17 protein-coding genes are annotated in these 19733 nt (G+C 69.7%); 12 read left to right on the top strand and 5 right to left on the bottom strand.

Annotation, left to right across the window (positions count from 1 at the left end):
• Nucleotides 1–152: 152 nt before the first annotated feature.
• On the bottom strand, nt 153–1622 hold the full coding sequence (locus tag DN771_RS28325; RefSeq protein WP_117000941.1) for a S8 family peptidase: 1470 nt from the start codon (nt 1620–1622) through the stop codon (nt 153–155).
• Nucleotides 1623–1690: 68 nt separating this feature from the next.
• Here DN771_RS28325 and DN771_RS28320 point away from each other — a divergent pair, with 68 nt between their 5' ends.
• The gene (locus tag DN771_RS28320) at nt 1691–4303 is read left to right on the top strand and encodes a CHAT domain-containing protein (protein ID WP_117000940.1); all 2613 of its coding nucleotides are present in this window, start codon (nt 1691–1693) and stop codon (nt 4301–4303) included.
• A gap of 122 nt (nt 4304–4425) precedes the next feature.
• The gene (locus DN771_RS28315) at nt 4426–7071 is read left to right on the top strand and encodes a CHAT domain-containing protein (protein ID WP_117000939.1); all 2646 of its coding nucleotides are present in this window, start codon (nt 4426–4428) and stop codon (nt 7069–7071) included.
• Here the strand turns inward: DN771_RS28315 and DN771_RS29915 are convergent.
• Nucleotides 7068–7220, bottom strand: coding sequence for a hypothetical protein (locus DN771_RS29915; protein WP_162942522.1), 153 nt, complete (start codon nt 7218–7220; stop codon nt 7068–7070). The two genes, DN771_RS28315 and DN771_RS29915, sit on opposite strands and share 4 nt — an antisense overlap.
• Nucleotides 7221–7365: 145 nt before the next feature.
• Between DN771_RS29915 and DN771_RS28310 the strand changes: the two genes are divergently transcribed.
• From DN771_RS28310 to rpsG, 4 genes are all read left to right on the top strand, one after another.
• Nucleotides 7366–8034, top strand: a complete 669-nt coding sequence (locus DN771_RS28310) for an RNA polymerase sigma factor (RefSeq protein ID WP_117000938.1) — start codon at nt 7366–7368, stop codon at nt 8032–8034.
• A complete protein-coding gene (locus DN771_RS28305; protein ID WP_117000937.1) occupies nt 8031–8498 on the top strand; it encodes a hypothetical protein in 468 nt (155 codons plus the stop codon). Before DN771_RS28310 ends, DN771_RS28305 begins: the two co-directional genes overlap by 4 nt.
• Nucleotides 8499–8598: 100 nt before the next feature.
• The gene (gene rpsL, locus DN771_RS28300) at nt 8599–8970 is read left to right on the top strand and encodes a 30S ribosomal protein S12 (protein ID WP_117000936.1); all 372 of its coding nucleotides are present in this window, start codon (nt 8599–8601) and stop codon (nt 8968–8970) included.
• 10 nt (nt 8971–8980) lie between these two features.
• A complete protein-coding gene (gene rpsG, locus DN771_RS28295; RefSeq protein ID WP_117000935.1) occupies nt 8981–9451 on the top strand; it encodes a 30S ribosomal protein S7 in 471 nt (156 codons plus the stop codon).
• A 77-nt stretch (nt 9452–9528) separates the two neighbouring features.
• Here the strand turns inward: rpsG and DN771_RS28290 are convergent, their stop codons facing one another.
• From DN771_RS28290 to DN771_RS28280, 3 genes are all read right to left on the bottom strand, one after another.
• Nucleotides 9529–10503: a hypothetical protein gene (locus DN771_RS28290; RefSeq protein ID WP_117000934.1), complete on the bottom strand. Its 975-nt coding sequence runs from the start codon at nt 10501–10503 to the stop codon at nt 9529–9531.
• Nucleotides 10504–10676: 173 nt separating this feature from the next.
• A complete protein-coding gene (locus DN771_RS28285; protein WP_117000933.1) occupies nt 10677–11417 on the bottom strand; it encodes a class I SAM-dependent methyltransferase in 741 nt (246 codons plus the stop codon).
• 55 nt (nt 11418–11472) lie between these two features.
• Nucleotides 11473–11910, bottom strand: coding sequence for a CBS domain-containing protein (locus tag DN771_RS28280; protein ID WP_117000932.1), 438 nt, complete (start codon nt 11908–11910; stop codon nt 11473–11475).
• A 78-nt stretch (nt 11911–11988) separates the two neighbouring features.
• Between DN771_RS28280 and DN771_RS28275 the strand changes: the two genes are divergently transcribed.
• From DN771_RS28275 to DN771_RS28250, 6 genes are all read left to right on the top strand, one after another.
• Entirely contained in the window at nt 11989–12468 is a 480-nt protein-coding gene (locus DN771_RS28275) for a pyridoxamine 5'-phosphate oxidase family protein (protein WP_117000931.1), read from the top strand.
• A gap of 142 nt (nt 12469–12610) precedes the next feature.
• Complete coding sequence (locus DN771_RS28270; RefSeq protein ID WP_162942521.1) at nt 12611–13882, top strand: hypothetical protein; 1272 nt, start codon at nt 12611–12613, stop codon at nt 13880–13882.
• Between the two features lie 422 nt (nt 13883–14304).
• Complete coding sequence (locus tag DN771_RS28265) at nt 14305–15498, top strand: hypothetical protein (RefSeq protein ID WP_162942520.1); 1194 nt, start codon at nt 14305–14307, stop codon at nt 15496–15498.
• Between the two features lie 68 nt (nt 15499–15566).
• On the top strand, nt 15567–16985 hold the full coding sequence (locus DN771_RS28260; protein WP_117000928.1) for an MFS transporter: 1419 nt from the start codon (nt 15567–15569) through the stop codon (nt 16983–16985).
• Between the two features lie 172 nt (nt 16986–17157).
• Nucleotides 17158–19239 (top strand): elongation factor G, encoded by a 2082-nt coding sequence (gene fusA / locus DN771_RS28255; RefSeq protein WP_117000927.1) that lies wholly within the window; start codon nt 17158–17160, stop codon nt 19237–19239.
• A 143-nt stretch (nt 19240–19382) separates the two neighbouring features.
• Nucleotides 19383–19733 (top strand): GTP-binding protein (locus DN771_RS28250; RefSeq protein WP_193615424.1); only part of this gene is annotated, 351 nt, incomplete at its 3' end.

Below are 19733 nucleotides of genomic sequence, written 5' to 3'. Positions count from 1 at the left end.
GCGGCAACAGAAACAACTGATCACGATCCACCCGCCGATACCCGAACGCCATCACCCGATCATGCCCAACCACACTAAACCCGAGCGCGATAGTCAACAATCAAACCGCAACAGCCTGAGACGGCCCGCTGGATCGGCACTTCTCGCCCGTGTCAGACGTTGAACACCACCCCGAGGTCGGGCACGCGCAGATGCTTGTGCGTGGAGAGGCGCTTCCACGCATCCTTCGCCGTCCCGCCGAAGAGATACATCTCCTGGGCGATCGCCGCGGCCACCTTCGGGGCCGAGAAGCTCGTCCCGCTCCAGCGGGCCCAGCCCTTGTAGTCGCGCGTCGGTGTGCCGTCGAGCACTTCGGTGAAGTCGGTGAAGAAGGTGCTGACGACATCCACTCCGGGGGCGCAGGCGTCGACCCAGCCCCCGAAGTTGCTGAACCACGCTTTGCCGCCGGCGGACGTCGCGCCCACGCCGACCACGCCGGGAAGCGCAGCTGGGAAGTACGGCCGGCACGTGTTCTGGTTCCCGGCCGCGGCGACGCCGAGCGCGGGACCGAGGAGACGCATCAGTTCGGTCTCGAACACCGCGGCCTCGTCGTCTGCGAAGTTGGTGCCGAAGCTCATCACGACAACGTCGAACGGACCTTGGGTGTCCATCATCCGCTTCAACGTCGACAACACGCCCGCGACGTCGCCGTCACCGAAACTCGACAGCACGCCCGCCGAGACGATGTCGGCATCGGGACACGTCTGCAGCACCACACCGGCGATGAACGAGCCGTGACCTGCCTCGAAGTCGAGCAGCTTCGAACGGGACGGCTTGGTTCCGGACGTCAGCGGGCGAACTGGAGGATCGAAGCGCTCGTCCTCGTCGTCGACGATGCGGGGATCAGCGTCCACCTTCCAGTCCTTGCGGATCTCGCAACACTGCAGTCGCTCGTGTTCAGCGCGGCGCGCGACAGGACCGGCGGCCCGAACCTCACCGTCGGCCGGGACCGTCGTGAGACCGGTGTCGAGCACGAGGATCCGCGGCCGCGGCCGGTCCGGCAGGTCGAGCGGGTCGCGCCACGCCGGCGGTTGCACCGTCGGTTCGGCCGTGGTGAGCAACGACGTCTGCCCCGTGACGGGGTCGGTGAACACGTTGGCCAGGAACGCCATCTCACCGGCCCACGATGTCTGGGCGCCGAGCGGCTCGCCGTGCATCACCTGGGCGCCGATGACCACGTAGTTGAGATCGGCGCCAAAGCCAGCCGAGCGAGCGTCGCTCGCCACATCCGCGACCGAACGCAGGCTCAGCCGCCGCTCGGAATGCCTCAGCGACGGTTCGGAGTCGTCGATACTGACGGCGACGACGCCAGCGCCGCCGTCGTCCGGTTCCGGTACGAGCCCGTTGTCGGGCCGGAGCTTCCGCTGGCTGAGGAACGACTGGAGTTCCCGGCGACGGCCGGCATCCCGCGGCACCTCGACCAACACCGAGTCGGGCCGCGCCAGCACGACGCTTCCGTCGGGCGTCATGCCCACGGCGATGTTCCGCGCGACGAAGACGTCAGCGAGGTCTCCGAGGGCGGCCGGATGGTCGACGGGCTGCGAAGGCTTGCCGCGTCGGATCGGTTCGTCGGACACAGTCATGACGCCATGATGACCATCGAGCAACAGAGGCTGCAGCGAATATGCCTCAACCGATACGGTCGTCGCTGGTGAGCGCGGCTCGGGGACAGGATGCGGCGGCGCTGCTCGACCTCGTTCGCGTCGATGCGACGTCGGCGTCGGAACGAGCGCAGCTCCTTCTGGCCGAGAGTCCCGCGCCCGCCGACGCGGCCCGGCTGCACTGGGTCGTCGGCATCGAGCGTCGAACCGCGGGGGATCTTCGTGCCGCGGGCAGCGCGATGGACCGGGCGCTCGATCGAGCAGGCGATGCGGACGACGGCGTGCTGTGGGCGCAGATCGCAGTGAGCAAGGCCTACCTGCTCGGCCAGCTCGGTGATCTCGGGGACGCCGCTACCTTGCTCGAAGATGCAATCGCCCATCTCGAGGGCGCGGACCGCGCCGCAGCGATCGGCCAGCTCGGGACCGTGCGGTACTGGAATGGTGACCTGACCGAGGCGTCGCGGTTGCTCGCCTCGGCGTGCGAGCAACTCGCCGAGCTCGGCGACCGGAGGCGGGAGGCCAGGTTCCGGGCCAACTATGGCGGCGTCCTCAGCGTGATCGGTGACCTCGACGAGGCCGAGGCCCAGCTGCGCTGGGCGGCGCAGCTCGACGCCGACCTCGGTCTTCCGTCCGACGAGGGGGCGGCGCGTGCCAATCTCGGCTACGTGATGACGCTTCGCGGCGACCTGCCGGGAGCGCTCGCCGAATTCGGCGCGGCTGAGGTCTGTCTTCAGCGGGGTGGAGCGGGTTCGCTGGTCCCGCGGGTGCACGCCGACCACGCCCAAGCACTGTCCGAGGCGGGCCTCTGGGACGACTCGCTCACACTGGTCGGGCAGGCCGCGGGCATGTTCCGTGAGCAGGGGCAGGCGACAGAGCTGGCCGGAGTGCTGTTGACCGCCGCCGACGTTAATCTCGCCCGGGGCGACCTCGACGCGGCTCGAACGGCTGCGGTCGAGGCCGGAGCGCTCTTCCGCGCGCAGGGCCGCACCGGTTGGGCCGTCGCCGCTGACGCTTTCGCTCTGCAGTGCGAAGCGCGGGGGCCGTCACCCACCCGAGCGCTGGTGGCCGACCTCATCGCCGCAGCCGACGACCTCGACCACGTCGCTCGGAATCGTGACGCCCGGCGTTGCCGGCTGGCGGCCGCCAAGGTCAGCGCGATGCTCGGCGACGTCGGCCGCGGACGTACCGACCGAATGTTCCGGACGTCGCGATCGCTCCCGCCTTCGGAACGCATCCAGCTCGCCCAGGTCGATGCGATCCGCGCACTCGCCGCCGGTGATCGCCCTGCCGCCCGACGGGCGATCAGCAACGGCCTCCGAATCGCGACGGCGGCGCAGGCGGGGCTCGGAGCGATCGAGACCCGCGCGCACTCGGCGGCCCATGGACACGACCTGGTCGAGATGGGGGCCAGGCTGGCGATCGACGATCGCCGGCCGCGGGAGCTCTTGACGCGCATCGAGGCGACGCGAGTGATGGCCTCTCGTCTCCCGCCGGTGCGGCCACCGGCGGATCCCGGCATGGCCGCGATGCTCGCCGAGCTCCGCAGCCTCGACGTCAAGGTGTCGGACCCGGCCGGTGATCCCGCCGAGAGGGCCCGGGCAGAGTCGCGCAGGGTTGCCGTGGAGCGACAGGTCCGTCGGCATTCGCGAACCCGGCGCGGCGACGGCGCGGCGGTCAACCTCAACGCGGAGTTGAGCGAGGCGATCGGACTGCTCGGCGACCGGCAACTGCTCGCTCACGCCGCGCTCGACGGGCGTCTCCATGCGGTGTCGGTCATCGGCGGCCGGTCGGCGCTGCACGACCTCGGAACGCTCGACGGGGTGCGGGACAAGGTGGAAGGCGTGGCCTTCGCCCTCAACCGGCTGAACCGCGGGCAGGGGTCCGAGGCTTCCCGGCTGTCGGCGGCGGAGATGCTGTTCGGGCTGTCCGACGAGCTCGCTGAGCTGCTCATCCCGCCTGCGGTCGCCGACAGCTTCGACCCCGTGGTCGTCGTGCCCACGGCGGTGCTCCACGACGTGCCGTGGGGGCTGTTGCCCCCGCTCGCCGGACGGGCGGTCTCCGTCAACGCCTCGTTCACCGGCTGGGCACGGGCCGAGCGGGCACGCCGCGACCGTGTCTCGCGATCGGCGGTCGGCTTCGTCGCCGGGCCGGGGTTGGAGTTCGCCGACGTCGAGACCAACGAACTGGCGTCGTACTACCCGTCGGCGGCGGTCCTGACCGGCGCCGCCGCCACTGGGGAACGGTGCCTCGATCTGTTCGGGGCGGCCGACCTGGTGCACGTCGCCTGCCACGGAACGTTCCGCACCGACAACCCCCTGTTCTCGTCGATCCACGTCGCCGACGGTCCCCTCAACGTCTACGACTTCGAGCGCGTCGAGCAGCTCCCCGACGCCGTCGTGCTGTCCGCGTGCAGCGTCGCCGGCTCCAAGGTGTTGCAGGGCGGCTCGATCCTCGGCCTGGCGACCGCCCTCACCACGCTCGGCGCGAGCACGGTGATCGCCCCGCTCACTCCGGTGTCCGACGCCGCATCGGTCACCGTGATGCAGCGTCTCCACCAGGCGATCGTCGCCGGCGAGGCCCCGGCGTCGGCGTTGGCCTCGGCGATCCTGTCGCACGACATCGCCGACCCGACGGCGGCGGCCTTCATCGCCCTCGGCGCCTGAATCGGAGATCCGGGCCCGCTCGTCGAGATCGGTGAGCTCTCGGGGCAGATTTCCGCCTGCTGGGCTCACACTTCGTCGAACCCGACGAGTGGAAACCCCCAGCTAGGGCGTACTCTGGCGGTGTGGGCGAGGGGGAGGACCTGAGCATCGCCGACCTCGTGGGGTTGGTGGTCGCCAACCCGCAGAAGGTCGGGGCCGAGGCTGCCGCGCGCCTCGAAGCGGGTCGGTTCGCCGACGAGCGCGAGCGCACCCAGCTCCACTGGATCATTGGGCGGGCCGAGCGGGAGTCGGGCAACCTCGAGACCGCCCGCCACCAACTCGAACAGGCCCTGACCGGCGCCGAGCGCGCCGGCGATCGAGAACTCCTCATCGGCGTGCACTCGAGCCTGGCCTTCACGCTCGGGCGCCTCGGCGACCTCGACGGCGCCGAGAAGCTCCTCGCCGGCGCCGAGGTCATCGCCGATCCGCTCGAACGGGCGCGCTTGATGGCCCAGCGTGGCGTCCTCGCCTACCTCCGTGGCGAGCTGGCACGCGGCGCCGAGGTCGTGGCCGCCGCCTGTGAAGAGATGCGCCGCAACGGCGACCTGGTGCACGAGGCTCGCCACCGCACCAATCTCGGCGCCGTGCTGATCGACCTCGGCCGGTACGGCGTGGCCCGACGGCACCTGGCGCGAGCCGTCTCGGTCGCCGAGACGCATGGACTCGACGTGATCGTGGCCGAGGCCAAGGCGGGCCTCGCCCACATCTCCACGATGCAGGGTGACCTGCCCGGTGCGATGCAGGAGTTCGCCGAGGCCGAGCGGCGGCACCTCGCCGCCGACACACAGTCGTACCTCCCCCGGCTGCACTCCGACCACGCCCGCGCCCTGGCCGACGCCTCGCTGCTCGAAGACGCCTCCCAACTGCTCGACCGGGCGCTGGCGATGCTCCGCAGCCAGGGCCAGCTCACCGAGCTGCCCCAGACCCTCGTGCGGGCCGCCGAGGTCCGCCTGGCCCGGGGCGACCTCGATGGCGCTCACCGGGCCGCCACCGAGGCCGTCGAACTGCTCACCCAGCAGGGGCGCCGGCACTGGCTCGTCCTCGCATCCAGCCTGGCGCTGCAGATCAGGGCCCGGCGCGACGGCGTGTCGGCCGGGCTGACCGCCGAGCTCGAACGCGTCGCCGACCGCCTCCGCGACTACGGCTGGCTCGGCGAGTCGACGCGAGCCCGGCTCGTGGCCGCCCGGCTCGAACTCGACTCCGCCGGCGGGCGACCGGTCACGATCGATCCCGCATTGCGCCGCAGCCTGCGGCTCGGGCGGGCCGCCGACCGGATCCTGCTCGCCTACATCGACGCCAGGATGGCGGAGCAACGCGGCGATCGCGGCGCAGCACGGCGCGCCGTCACCCACGGACTGCGGGTTGCCGTCTCCGCCCAGGCCGGGCTGGGGGCGATGGAGACCCGCGCCCACGCCGCCCGGCACGGGTACGACCTCACCGAACTCGGCGCGCGCATCGCTCTCGAGGACCGTCGACCCCGGGAGCTGCTCGCCCGCATCGAGGCGACCCGGCTGATGTCGTCGAGGATGCCGATGCTGCGTCCGCCAGAGGACGACGCGATGGCCGCGATGCTCACGGCGCTGCGCGGCATCGAGGTCCGTATCGCCGACGCGTCCACGCCCACCGAACAGAGGGTGGACGACGAGCAGCAGCGAGTCGTGCTGGAACGCCGGCTGGCCCGCCGCGCCCAGGGGGTACGCGGCGACACGTCGGTCGATCTCGCAGCGTGGGAAGACCAGCTCGGCGACGCCATCGCCATGCTCGGCCCGCGGACCCTGGTCGCCTTCGCCGCGGTCCACGGCCGCCTCCACGCCGTGTCGGTCCGACGTCGCCGGGCTCGGCTGCACGACCTCGGCGCCGTGGCCGACGTCGGGAGGCGGCTCGACGGTGTGGCGTTCGCGCTGAACCGCCTCAATCGGGTCCAGGGCTCCGACAACGCACGGAGGGCTGCCGAGCAGATGCTCGCTGCGTCGGCGGCCGAGCTCGCCGCGCAGCTCCTGCCGCCGGGGGTGGTGCCAGGTGACGACGCCGTGGTGATCGTGCCCACGGCACGGCTGCACGACATCCCCTGGGGATTGCTGCCGCCGCTCGCCGGTCGCCCCGTCTCCGTCGACCCGTCGATCGCCTCGTGGGCGACGGCCGAGCGGATGCGGCTCGACCGGCTGGCGATCCACGGCGGCGGGCGCGCCGCCGGGCTGGTCGCCGGCCCCGGGCTCGAACACGCGCACGGCGAGATCGACACCGTCCGGCGCCTCTACGAGTCGCCGATCGTCCTCGACGAACGCACCTCCAGCGTCGTCCGGTGCCTCGAGCTCGTCGCCCAGTCCGACGTCGTGCACTTCGCCTGCCACGGCGCGTTCCGTACCGACAACCCGATGTTCTCGTCGCTGCGGGTCGCCGACGGGCCGCTCGTCATCTACGACTTCGAGCGCCTCTCCCGGTTCCCCGAGACGGTCGTGTTGTCCGCGTGCAGCGCTGCCAACGCCCGTGTCCTCCAGGGTGGATCGCTGCTCGGACTCGCCGCCGCGCTCATCACGCTGGGCGTGGCCAACGTGGTGGCCCCGCTCACCCCGATCTCCGACGCCTCGGCGGCCGGGGTGATGGCCGCCCTCCACGCGTCGATGGTGGCCGGGGCGACTCCTGCCGAGGCGCTGGCCGCGACGTCGGTGGCCGCGGCGTCCGACGCCGAGCGGGCCACCGCCGGCGCGTTCGTCGTCCTCGGTGCCTAGTGCCGTGACCACAAGCGTTCGCACGCCACGACGGCCGGATGACGCCGCTGGTTGCGTTGCTGCTCCTCGTGGTTGGGCAAGGGAGGCACGTCGTCGCCGCGCCTTGCCAGCGACGCCCCCGACTCGCCGTGGACGAGGCGACCGTTCATGGCCACGGCACTAGCGGACGCCCCGCGGGGTCGGGTGACGGGAAGAAATCACCCGCGCGGTGTATCAGGACGCCTGGAAACGACTCTTGAAGTTTGTGAACGTCGGACGCGACACGGATGACCGGGCCGATCTAGGCTCCCGCCCGTGGAGGATGGAGCGCGGGCTGACGACGTCGGTGATCTGCTCCTTCGCGTCAACAACGGCGACGAATCGGCCTGGAACGCCCTGGTCGACCGTTTCGCCGGGCTCGTCTGGTCCGTCGCCCGTTCGTTCCGCCTCTCCAAAGCGGCCACCGAAGACGTGGTCCAGACGGTCTGGCTACGTCTCGCCGAGTACAGCAGCCGCATCCGAGAGCCAGACCGGCTCGCCTCGTGGCTGGCGACCGCGACCCGGCACGAGGCCCTGCGAGTCATCAGGGGGCACCAGCGGATGGTTCCGTTCTCGGACTTCGTCGACGCCAGCGAGCCAACGTCGTCGTCGATCGAAGACGTCGTCACCGACGACTTCACGTTGCGGGCCGTGCTCGACGCCTTCGCCCGGCTTCCCGCCGTCGACCAGCAGCTGCTGCGGCTCCTCTGCACCGTGCCACCGCTCGATTACCAGACGATCGCCGACATGCTCGGCCGATCGATCGGAAGTATTGGACCGAGCCGTGCCCGGTCCCTCGATAAGCTGCGGCGACTGCTTCCACCAGGTATCGACCCCCGGGCGAGCTCCATCTTCGCCCGGCCACCACGACCCGCGAGCTCTCCATCCGGCGGGTCGCAATCGTCCCCGCCCGGCGGCGGCCAGGCCCTAGGAACCTCCTCATGAACGAGCGCTCCGACCCTTCCACCCCCTCCGATGACACGCTGCTCGAGCTGCTCGGCGCAGCGCTGCAGGTCGCCGACCCGGTCCCCGAGCACGTGCTCGCCGCGGCGCGTGGCGCCGTCGCCTGGCGAACGATCGACCAGGACCTCGCCGACCTCGTCTTCGACTCGGCCGTCGAGCTCACCGGTGTCCGTGACCGTGACTCGGCCCGGCAGCTGACGTTCCGCACGGCCGATCTCGAGATCGAACTGATGGTCGTCGACCCGGCCAGCCGGCGCCTCGTGGGCCAGCTCGTCCCGCCGCTGGCCACGTCGGTCACGCTCGAGAGCACCAGCGAATCGGCGGTCCAGCACTCCGACGCCTACGGACGGTTCACGTTCGAGGCCATCGCCGACGGGCCCGTACGGCTGGCGGTCGGTGGCGCCGAGGGCCGCGCCGACGTGCTCACCGACTGGGTCCTGCTCTGACACCAGCCCTAGTGGTCTAGCAGGTTCGCGTCCGAGCGTTGGGGATTCCGCCGGTCAGCCATAACATTGCACGGTCCCTAAATCGTCGAAGAGGTAGCGAGTGCCCACCATCCAGCAGCTGGTCCGTCAGGGCCGCAGCTCGAAGTTCTCCAAGAGCAAGACGCCCGCGCTGAAGGGCTCCCCCCAGCGTCGGGGTGTGTGCACCCGCGTCTACACGAACACGCCGAAGAAGCCGAACTCGGCCCTGCGCAAGGTGGCCCGTGTCCGCCTGTCCAGCGGTGTCGAGGTCACGGCCTACATCCCCGGTGAGGGCCACAACCTGCAGGAGCACTCGATCGTGCTCGTGCGCGGCGGCCGTGTTCGCGACCTCCCCGGCGTTCGCTACAAGATCATCCGCGGAGCACTCGACGCCGCCGGCGTGAAGAACCGCAAGCAGGCCCGCAGCCGGTACGGCGCCAAGGCCGAGAAGTAAGGATTGCCCGATGCCTCGCAAAGGACCTGCTCCCCGCCGCGATCTCGTCGCCGACCCGATCTACCGGTCGGTGCTCGTCACGCAGCTCGTCAACAAGGTGATGCTCAGCGGCAAGCGCAGCCTCGCCGAGAAGATCGTCTACGACGCGATGAAGATCGTCGAGACGAAGACCGGTGAGGAGCCGCTCGGCACCGTCAAGCGGGCGATCGACAACGTCAAGCCGCCGCTCGAGGTGAAGAGCCGCCGCGTCGGTGGTGCCACCTACCAGGTGCCCGTCGAGGTCCGCCCTCGCCGTGCGACCACGCTCGCCATCCGCTGGATCGTCGACTTCTCCCGCGCCCGCCGCGAGAAGACGATGTCCGAGTGCCTCGCTGCCGAGCTGCTCGACGCCGCCAACGGCCTCGGCGCCGCGATGAAGCGTCGCGACGACATGCAGAAGATGGCCGAGTCCAACAAGGCGTTCGCCCACTACCGCTACTGATCAACGTCGATCACCAGTCGTTCCGCGTCCGGGCTCCGGTCGCGATGAGCCTGGACAGCGGCATCTGCGGCGGAAACTCATCGCGGAGGCGGCCACAGGCCGACGGCGCTCAAGCGGGCGATCTCGTCCCGGCGACGAGCGATGTCGTCGATGGTCTCGGCGATGGTGGCCGACCGATTTCGCTTGCTCAGGCGCACCGGTCCGCCCCGCCGCGTCACCCAGTGCAGCTTGGCTGCGGCCGCGTCGCGTGCCTGATCCCTCGCGATGCCCTCGGGCGTCCAGTGCGACGGATGCAGATCCGCTTCGAAGGCCCACCGGATCTCGGGAATCGAGAGGTCGAATCGGGCGGGACCGTAGACCGGAAGGGTGACCGGGAACTGTCGGACCAGGTCCCGGACGCCCTGGCGCTGGAACTCGACGAGCACGTCGAACTCACCTCCCGACTCCGAAGGTGCGCCCGGGAGACGACCGGCGAGCACCCGTAGGAAGCGCCGGGCCCACGGTCGGCCGGGGGTGTCGAGCAGCGCGGCGCATCGCTGAAGGTCGTTGACCGAGCAGTATCGAAGATGCAGAACGTGCTCGATGATCGACGCCAGCGTCGACGGCGACACGTATCGGGTCAGGTCGACGACGGTCCGCGCCGGAGAGGTGACCCGCCGTCCGTCGCTCAGGGTGACGATGTCAGCGGGGTCGATCAACGCGGTGCGGTAGACCTTCACCCACGGCTGCTTGCACGGATGGCTGGCCGGCGGACCGATCGCGTACACGAGTCCGTCATTCGCCATGAATCGCAGCCCCCAGTGTCGACCCGCCGAGAATCCGGCGATGACCAGCTCGGGGTGGGCGAGGCACAGGGCCGTCTCCCGCATGACCTCGTCCGGCTCGGCCGAACCGGCGACGTACCCGCCCTTCAGCACCGGCCGTAGCTGCCCATTGGCGACCATGCGGTCTTGCTGGTCGCGAGACACGCCCAGCGCGCGCAGGTCAGAGGTGGCGATTGCCTGATGACGAAGCCGCATCCAAGCGAGGGCTTCGGGGTCGAGTCGCGACATCCGCGGCCTCCCATCGATCCATGGTTCGACTGGGCCGGAGGGAACGGCCGAAGCGGGCACGACGCCGAGTGGTCGCCACCATAAGCGACCTGTCAGCCGCCCGAGCACGCGATGGGCGCGGACAGCGGCATGTGCGGTGGAAACTCATCGCGGCGGACGCCGCGCGCGGCGGGTCAGCGTTTGCGCAGAACGCTCGTCTGGTCGGGGTAGGGGAGCGTGGGCGTGAGGCCGCGATGCACCGTCTCGGTGACGGGTGCGGCGGCGATCGCCTTGCGGTAGCGGCGCCGCAGCGTGTTGTCGAAGACGATGATGCCGTCGTCGTCGAGGTGGGAGAGGGCGGCACGGAGGCACGCCTCACGGGCTCGGCCGTCGACCACGATCAGTTGGAAGGGACCGCCGTCGGCGGCGACCGAGTCGATGTGCCGGACGTACTTGCCGAAGTCGAGGCGGCCGTGGCCCTCCTTCGCCGAGCCGATCTCCGGGTCGGCGGACTCCTCGGGCTCGACGATGTCGAGCCTCGCGTTCGGCGTGTCGGCGAGCTGCTCCTGGATCATCGTGCCGAAGCCGGCGTGGTGCTCGACCGAACGAACCGTGCCGCCGCCCTGGCCCAGCCGCTTCGACAGCCATATCGTGCTGGCCCCCGATCCCCACTCGAAGGCCCGGACCGGCGTCGACCGGCCGGCGATCCACCGCTCGACGTCGTCGATCGCGCCGTAGGTCCACCACGGGACGTCGAGCTTGGAGATCCCGATGGAGTCGTGCGCCCTGGTGAGGCTGAACGCCCAGTGCCGGATCCGGCGGTCCCGGGGCGGCGGCTGGTCATCGAGCAGCCCGACTCGTTCGAGCACCCGGCCGGTCGCCCTGGCGCTGGACGCGTAGGCGCGTTTGACGGTTCCGACAGCGCTCGATTTCACGCCGGACAGTCTGCCGTGCCGCAGGGCACTCGGCTCAACAGCGGTCGGCGAGCCGCTAGCGGCCCTGCGAGATGTACTCGACGAGTTGCTGGTTCTCGCTCTCGAGCTGGCCGAGGCGGCTCTTGACGACGTCGCCGATCGAGATGACGCCGCCGAGCACCTGTGCGTCGTCGACCACGGGGAGATGCCGGATGCGCCGCTCCGTCATCGACACCATCAGGGACTCGACGGAGTCGTCGGGTCGACAGGTCACGACGTCGGTGGACATCACGGACTCGACGGTGCGGCCCAGTGACGAGGCGCCGTGGCTCGCCAGGGCTCGCACGATGTCGCGCTCGGACACGATGCCGTCGATGTGCCGGCCGTCGTCACTGACGATCAGCGCACCGACGCCGGCATCACGAAGCGTGGACACTGCGTCGGCGAGCGAGGAGTCGGCGCGAATCGTTACGACTCCAGAACCCTTGTTCCCCAGGATGGACTGAACGTTCACGGCGCAACCCCCTGCCCGTCGACTGCGTTCCACTGTAGCCCGCTCAACCCGGCCGGTGGACCGGGCCAAGATGTGCCCATGAGTTCGCTCGAGACCACCGCACCGTCCTTCGTCGAGATGGCCCACCGCATCGTGTGGAGCGTCGCGGCCACTGTCGACCGTGCCGGACGACCCCGCACGCGGGTCCTCCACCCCTACTGGGAGTGGGACGGCACCGATCTGACCGGTTGGGTGCTGACGTCGCCGCAGTCGGTCAAGGCCGGTCACCTCGCCGCGACTCCGCTGATCTCGTTCACCTACTGGGCGCCCAACCACGACACGTGCACCGCCGACTGCGACGTCGAGTGGGAGGACACGCCCGAGCAGCGGCAGGCGGGCTGGGACCGTTTCCTCAATGCCCCCGCACCGGTCGGCTACGACCCGCAGATCATCCCCGGGTGGGACTCGCCCGCGGCCCCGGGATTCGGTGTGCTCCGCCTGCAGCCCACGGCACTGCGCGTGATGCCCGGCACCCTGCTCGCCGGCGGCGCCGGCGAGCTGAACACCTGGCGGCGTTGAGACGGCGTTGAAGCCGCAGCGGGTCCGCCGCGGCGCCCGGTCCGGCGTTTCATGTGGATTTCCCTGATGCGCGGCGGCCGGACATGGTTTCATGCTGGTGTCGACGGCCGCCTCCGGCGGTCGCGGCTCGAGAGGAGTGGACATGAGCCGTGTGCGTTGGGTCGCGGTGGTGGCCGTCGTAGCTGCAGCAGCCGGAACGAGCGCGGGTGGATCCGCGGCAGCGGGAGCGCAGAGCGCCGGGACTCCCGGCCCCACCGTGCCCGCCGGCTACGTCACCCTCGTGGACGACACCCAGGCCATCGCCGTGATCGTCCCTCAGACGTGGACCGACATCGACACGGCGCCGGCCGTCGACCCGGCCGGCGAGCCCGTGCCGTTCATCGCCGCCGCCCCCAACCTCGAGTCGTTCTTCAACACGTTCGACACGCCGGGCGTGCAGTTCATGTCGTTCCCGTTCGAGGCCAACCCGCAGGTCCTCGTCGACACGTACGGTCTGGTCAGCGGGTGCCAGTCGATGACCGTGGAGCCCTACGCCGATCCGGTGTTCACCGGCGTCGTCCAGGTCGGCACGGGCTGTGGGACGGGAACGGCGTCGTGGAAGATGGTCGCCGCCAGCCCGGCCGATCAGTCGCGCACCGTCGTCGTCCAGGTCCAGATCACGGGACCGGCCGACCAGGTGTCGATGGACACCGTGCTCAACTCGTTCAACCTGATCGCCGCCTCGGCGCCGGTCCCGACCGTGGCGGTCCCGACCGTGGCGGTCCCGACCGTGGCGGTCCCGACCGTGGCGGCGCCGACCGTGGCGGTCCCGACCGTGGCGGCGCCGACCGTTCCGATCCCCACCGTGCCGGGAGCCACCGTCGCCCCAGCGACGTTGCCGGCGCCCACCGCCCCCGTGGCGACGGTGGCCCCGGCAACGGCGGTCCCGGCCACGACCGCGACCGCGAGCGGGCCGTCGATCGCCGTCGTCGACGACACCGGCACGATCTCGGTCGAGGTGCCGGCCAGCTGGGTCCAGAGCGAGACGGCGCCGAGTGAGAGCGGCGCGCCGTTCCTGCTCGCCGGCCCCGACCTCGCCAGCTATCTGTCCGACGACCCGGCCGTCTCTCTCAGCGTCCCCGCGGTCCTGATCCGCTCGAGCCCCCAGGTCTTGGATCCGGCTGACGGCATCACCTTCATCTCCGGCGCCCTCGCCGCCAACTGCACGCCCAAGGAGATGCAGCCGTTCGACGACAACGTGTACGTGGGGTCGATGCAGGTGTTCAGCGACTGCGGCGGGACGGCGACGTTCATGGTGTTCATCGTCGCGTCACCCCCGTCACCGGCGGGGACGATCACGGTGGTGGTGCAGGCGCAGGACATCAACGATCCGGCCCTGGAGCTCATCCTCGGATCGTTCGAGCTCCTCAAGTAGCTCCTCGAGCAGCCCGTCAGCCACCGGACGGTCCTCGAGACGGTCGACGGGTCGGGATGTGAATTTCCCCGATGCGGCCCCGCCCGGTTGGTGTACACATTCGCCTCGATGAATCCCATCGCGCGACGCCTCCTGACCGCATCGGCGGCCGCCCTCGTCCTCGTCGGTCTCCCCGCGGCGTCGGCGGTCCTGGGCGCGGCTGCTCCGCTCGCCGCCTCCCCCGGATCCGCCGTGGCGGCGATCCCGGAGGGCTACGTGGCGGTCACCGACGACACGGGCACGATCACGCTCGCCGTGCCGGCGACTGGCAGGTCCGGACATCGAGTGACACCGGATTGCCGACCATCGTGGCGAGCACCGGGTTCTCGATTCCGTCGGGCTGCGACGTGTGTGGCGAGGTTCCGCACTCACCGAGCTTCGAAGTGATCGCCATCCCTGCCGAGTCCCCCGAGCCGTCGCCGAGCCCGTGCGGCGGCCCGCCGGCGGTGATCGAATTCGACAACGGGACGTTCGCCGGCTACCGGGTGAACGGCGTCGGCTGCGATGCCGATGTCGACGAGGTCCACGCCACCGAGGTCGGTGGCAGCTTCAGCATCTTCGTGTCGATGGTCTACTCCTCGGTCGACGAGGCTCCCGACCTCGACGCCGGTCAGGCCGCGGTGGTCTTCGAGTCGATGCTCGCGACGATCGGCTGGACGGGTGCGCCCTACCCGGTGGCCCCCGCCGACGCCTGGTACCCCATCTTCCCGTTCGAGACGTTCAGTGACGTTCCCCAGCTGGGGACCGAGCCGGTGTTGGGCACCGGCTGCGGCGCCGACGGCTCGATCGGCGACACGATTCCCGACGGCATCTGGTCCGGATTCGTCGACGCCCCGGCCGCCGGCGAGCCGTTGTCGGTCGACCTGGTGTGCATCTTCACCCCGGCCGCCGCCGCCGGCGTCATCGCCGACGGCACGGCGAGCATCCTCATTCCTGACGGCGCCGACGCCCCGGACCCCGACTTCCTCCTGGTCAACAACAACGAGCGCGAGCGAACCGTGCCGACCAGCCCCGACCTCCAGCTCCGCGATGCCGTGTTCCAAGGTGACGCCTGTGTGGAGGGCCCGTTCATCCCCGAGGCGGACCACACCATCTACCAGGCCTGGTTCAACATCGATGGCGGCCAGGCGACGTGGGTCGTCTGGGGCTGCGACTCGTTCGGTTTCGACCCGTCCGAGCCGCAACCCCAACCCCAGCCCCAGCCCCAGCCGACGGCGGCCCCGGCGCCCACCGTGGCGCCGACAGCGCCCGTGGACGCCGAGGAAGCCCGACTGCTGGCGGACTGCACGATCTTGCAGTTCACGGTGTGGGAAGGCGACCAGTTCATCGGCGTCGAGTACCCGGCCGACGGCGAGCCGTTCACCGACAGCCTCCGCGAGGCGATCGCGGTGACCCGCGACTTCTTCAGCTTCGAGGTGCCGCAGATGCAGAGCCAGCTGGCGATCGGGGCGTTCGCCCAGTACTACGCCGAATGGGACTCGCTGCTGCAGGCCGGCATCTACACCTCCACGAACATCGGCGCCGTGACCGACGCCGGCCTGGCGGCCCTCGCCCCGCTGCAGGCCGCCTGCTCGTGAGTGGAGCGCGGGGATCGAGGCCTGTCCCCGATCCCCGCAACGCCCCCGGCTGACTACGATCCGACTCCTTGTCGAAGCACGGGGTGTCGGATCGCGAGGTGTCACCACCACGCGGCGTGTCGAAGATCGGGGCGAACTACCGGAAGCTCGTCGCCGCGTCCGCTGTCTCCAACATCGGTGACGGTGTCGCCCAGATCGCCTACCCGTGGCTGGCGTCGGCCGTCACCCGCAACCCGCTGCTGATCGCGGTCATCGGCATCGCGCAACGGCTTCCGTGGCTCGTGTTCACCCTGCCGGCGGGGGTGCTCACAGACCGCAAGGACCGGCGCGTCCTGATGGCCGGCGCCAACTCGCTGCGGGCGGTGCTCACCGTGTTCGTCGCCGTGGCGGTGCTCGGATTCGGCGGAGACCTACCCGGCCCCGACGAGCTGAGCGCCGTCGTCGACACCGATGTCGCCCTCTACGTCGCCCTCATCGTGTCGAGCATCCTGCTCGGCATCGGTGAGGTCGTCCACGACAACGCGGCGCAGACGTTCATGCCCTCGATCGTGGCCGAGGAGCACCTCGAGCACGCCAACGGGCGTCTCTACACGGTGGAAACCGTGGCCAATCAGTTCGTCGGTCCGCCGTTCGGCAGCCTTCTGCTGGCGATCGGGTTCGCCGTGCCGTTCTTCGTCGACGCCGGCACGTTCGCCGTCGCCGCCGTGCTGGTGGCGTGGATCGCGCCGCCGACCGCCCGGGCCATCGCCCGCGGTGGAGACACTGCTGCGCCGTCAGCGGGACTCGAGCATGTCGATCGACGCCGATGGCAGGACGAGCTGCGCGAGGGTGTGCGCTGGCTGTGGGACCACCGCTTCCTGAGGAGCCTGGCCATCACGCTCGGGCTGTTGAATCTGCTGAGCAACGTGAGCACGGCGTCCTGGGTCCTCTTCGCCCAGGAGGTGCTGGACACCAACAGCACCGAGTTCGCGCTGATCACCGTGATCTCGTCGATCGGCGCCCTCGTCGGCGGATGGCTGTCGGGGCGGCTCACCAGACGCTTCGGTTCCGGCGTCCTCTTGCGGTGGGCCCTCGTCACGTTCACCGGGGTGACGGTCGTCATCGGCTTCGTGTCGTCGTGGCCGCTCGCCGCCGGTTTGCTCGCCCTGGAGTTCTTCACCACCGTCCAGTGGAACGTCATCACCGTCAGTCTCCGCCAGACGATCATCCCCGACCGGCTGCTCGGCCGCGTCAACAGCGTCTACCGCTTCTTCGCCTGGGGCATGATTCCCATCGGCACCGCGGTTGGTGGCCTGATCGTCGTGCTGACCGAGCGATTGACCTCCCGCGAGACGGCGCTGCGGATGCCCTGGTGGATCGCCGGAGGCGGCTATCTCGTGCTGCTCGGCGCCTACGCGCTGCCGCGCCTGACGACCGCCAACATCGAGCGGGCGCGCGCCGAGGCCAAAGGGCCCGTTCCCAGTGCGGATACAGGCTCCGGGCGGTAGCCTGGAGTACTGCTGTCACGCCGCCCGGGTGCTGTTCGCGTCGAGCGATCGTCACCCGGGTTCTTCGTGCGTAGGCGGCGATTTTCGGGCGGCGTCGCCAGACGGTGCAAGCCAGGTGAGAAGTAGCCGGGTCAGAAGTAGCCAGGTCAGAAGCAGAAGGTGAAGTAACAAGATGTCCAAGCGAGAGTTCCCCCTGGAGCGCTACCGGAACTTCGGGATCATGGCCCACATCGACGCGGGCAAGACCACGACATCGGAACGCATCCTCTTCTACACCGGCAAGACGTACAAGATCGGCGAGGTCCACGAGGGCGGCGCCGTCATGGACCACATGGCCCAGGAGCAGGAGCGCGGCATCACCATCACGTCGGCCGCCACGACGGTCGTGTGGAAGGACCACCGCCTCAACCTCATCGACACGCCCGGGCACGTCGACTTCACCGTCGAGGTGGAGCGCAACCTGCGCGTGCTCGACGGCGCCGTCGCGGTGTTCGACTCCGTCGCCGGCGTCGAGCCGCAGACCGAGACGGTCTGGCGTCAGGCCAACAAGTACAACGTGCCGCGCATGTGCTTCGTCAACAAGATGGACCGTACCGGCGCCAACTTCTACCGCACGGTCGACATGATCATCGACCGTCTCGAGGCGACGCCTGCGGTCATCCAGTTGCCGATCGGCAGCGAGTCCGAGTTCGCCGGCGTCATCGACCTGGTCCGCATGGTCCAGGTGATCTGGGACGGCGACGAGAAGGGCGCGACCTACCACGACGAGCCGCTCACCGAGGCCCAGCAGGCCGAGGCCGAGGAGTGGCGTCACAAGCTCCTCGACACCGTGTGCGCCGAGGACGACGCCGTGCTCGAGAAGTACCTCAGCGACGAGGAGATCACGGTCGACGAGCTCAAGTCCTGCATCCGCAAGGGCACGCTCGCCGGCAACTTCGTGCCCGTGCTCACCGGCACCGCGTTCAAGAACAAGGGCGTGCAGCCGCTGCTCGACGCCATCGTCGAGTTCCTCCCGAGCCCGGTCGACCTGCCCCCGACCGAGGGCACCAACACGCGTGGCGACGAGGTGCTCACCCGTGCCCCCGACGACAAGGCGCCGTTCTCGGCCCTGGCGTTCAAGATCGTCAGCGACCCGTTCGGCAAGCTCACGTACTTCCGCGTGTATTCCGGCATCGTCAACAAGGGCGACGAGATCTACAACTCCACCAAGGAGCGCCGCGAGCGCCTCGGCCGCATCCTGCTGATGCACGCCAACCAGCGCGAGGACCTCGACGCCGCCTACGCCGGCGACATCGTGGCCGGTCTCGGCTTCAAGGAGACCACCACCGGTGACACGCTGTGCGACCGCAGCGACCCGATCATCCTCGAGCGCATGGAGTTCCCCGAGCCGGTGATCCACGTCGCCATCGAGCCCAAGACCAAGGGTGACCAGGACAAGCTGGGCAAGGCCCTCAAGTCGCTGTCCGACGAGGACCCGACCTTCCGCGTCCGCACCGATGAGGAGACGGGTCAGACCGTCATCTCCGGCATGGGCGAGTTGCACCTCGAGATCCTCGTCGACCGCATGCAGCGCGAGTTCGCCGTCGAGGCGACGGTCGGCAAGCCGCAGGTGGCCTATCGCGAGACGATCACCCGCAACGTCGACTCGGTCGAGTACCGCCACATCAAGCAGACCGGCGGTTCCGGTCAGTTCGCCGTGGTGAAGATCTCCCTCGAGCCCAACCCCGGTGGCGGCTACGAGTTCCTCGACGAGATCAGCGGTGGACGCATCCCCAAGGAGTACATCCAGCCGACCAACCAGGGCATCCAGTCGGCCCTCGACAACGGCGTGCTCGCCGGCTACCCGACCGTGGACGTCAAGGTCAAGCTGGTCGACGGCGCCTACCACGACGTCGACTCGTCGGAGATGGCCTTCAAGATCGCCGGTCAGATGGCGTTCCGTAAGGCTGCCGAGCAGGCCAAGCCCGTGCTCATGGAGCCGATCATGGCCGTCGAGGTGGTCACCCCCGAGGAGTACATGGGCGACGTCATGGGCGACCTCTCGTCGCGCCGTGGCCGCATCGAGGGCATGGAAGCTCGCGGCAACACCCAGGTCGTCCGCTCGCAGGTGCCGCTCTCGGAGATGTTCGGCTACAGTACCGACCTCCGTTCCCGCACCCAGGGACGCGCGACCTACACGATGCAGTTCGACAGCTACCAGCAGGTTCCTGAGGCGATCGCATCCGAGATCATCAAGCGGGTCCGTGGCGAGTAATCGCCCCGGTCACCCTGCTCCTTGACAACCCACAATCCAGCCAGCGCCGGTCGAGTGACCGGCACCGACAGCCCCGGCCCGAAGAGGACCGGTCATCAGACGTCGGCCGAGGAGGCCGACATCGAAAGGGAGTTTGCACTGCCATGAGCAAGGCGAAGTTCGAGCGCACGAAGCCGCATGTGAACATCGGCACGATGGGTCACATCGACCACGGTAAGACGACGTTGACTGCGGCGATTTCGAAGACGTTGGCGGATCGTGGGTTGGCGGAGTATCAGCCGTTTGATTCGATCGACAAGGCGCCGGAGGAGAAGGCGCGTGGTATCACGATCTCGATTGCTCATATCGAGTACGAGACCGAGAACCGGCATTATGCGCATGTGGACATGCCGGGTCATGCTGACTACATCAAGAACATGATCACTGGTGCGGCGCAGGTCGACGGTGCGATTTTGGTGGTGGCGGCGACGGATGGTCCGATGCCTCAGACGCGG

The sequence above is a fragment of the Desertimonas flava genome (assembly GCF_003426815.1).
Taxonomy (GTDB): Bacteria; Actinomycetota; Acidimicrobiia; order Acidimicrobiales; family Ilumatobacteraceae; genus Desertimonas; species Desertimonas flava.
Note: the sequence above shows the minus strand (reverse complement) of the source record. Positions and strands in the feature narration are given on the sequence as shown.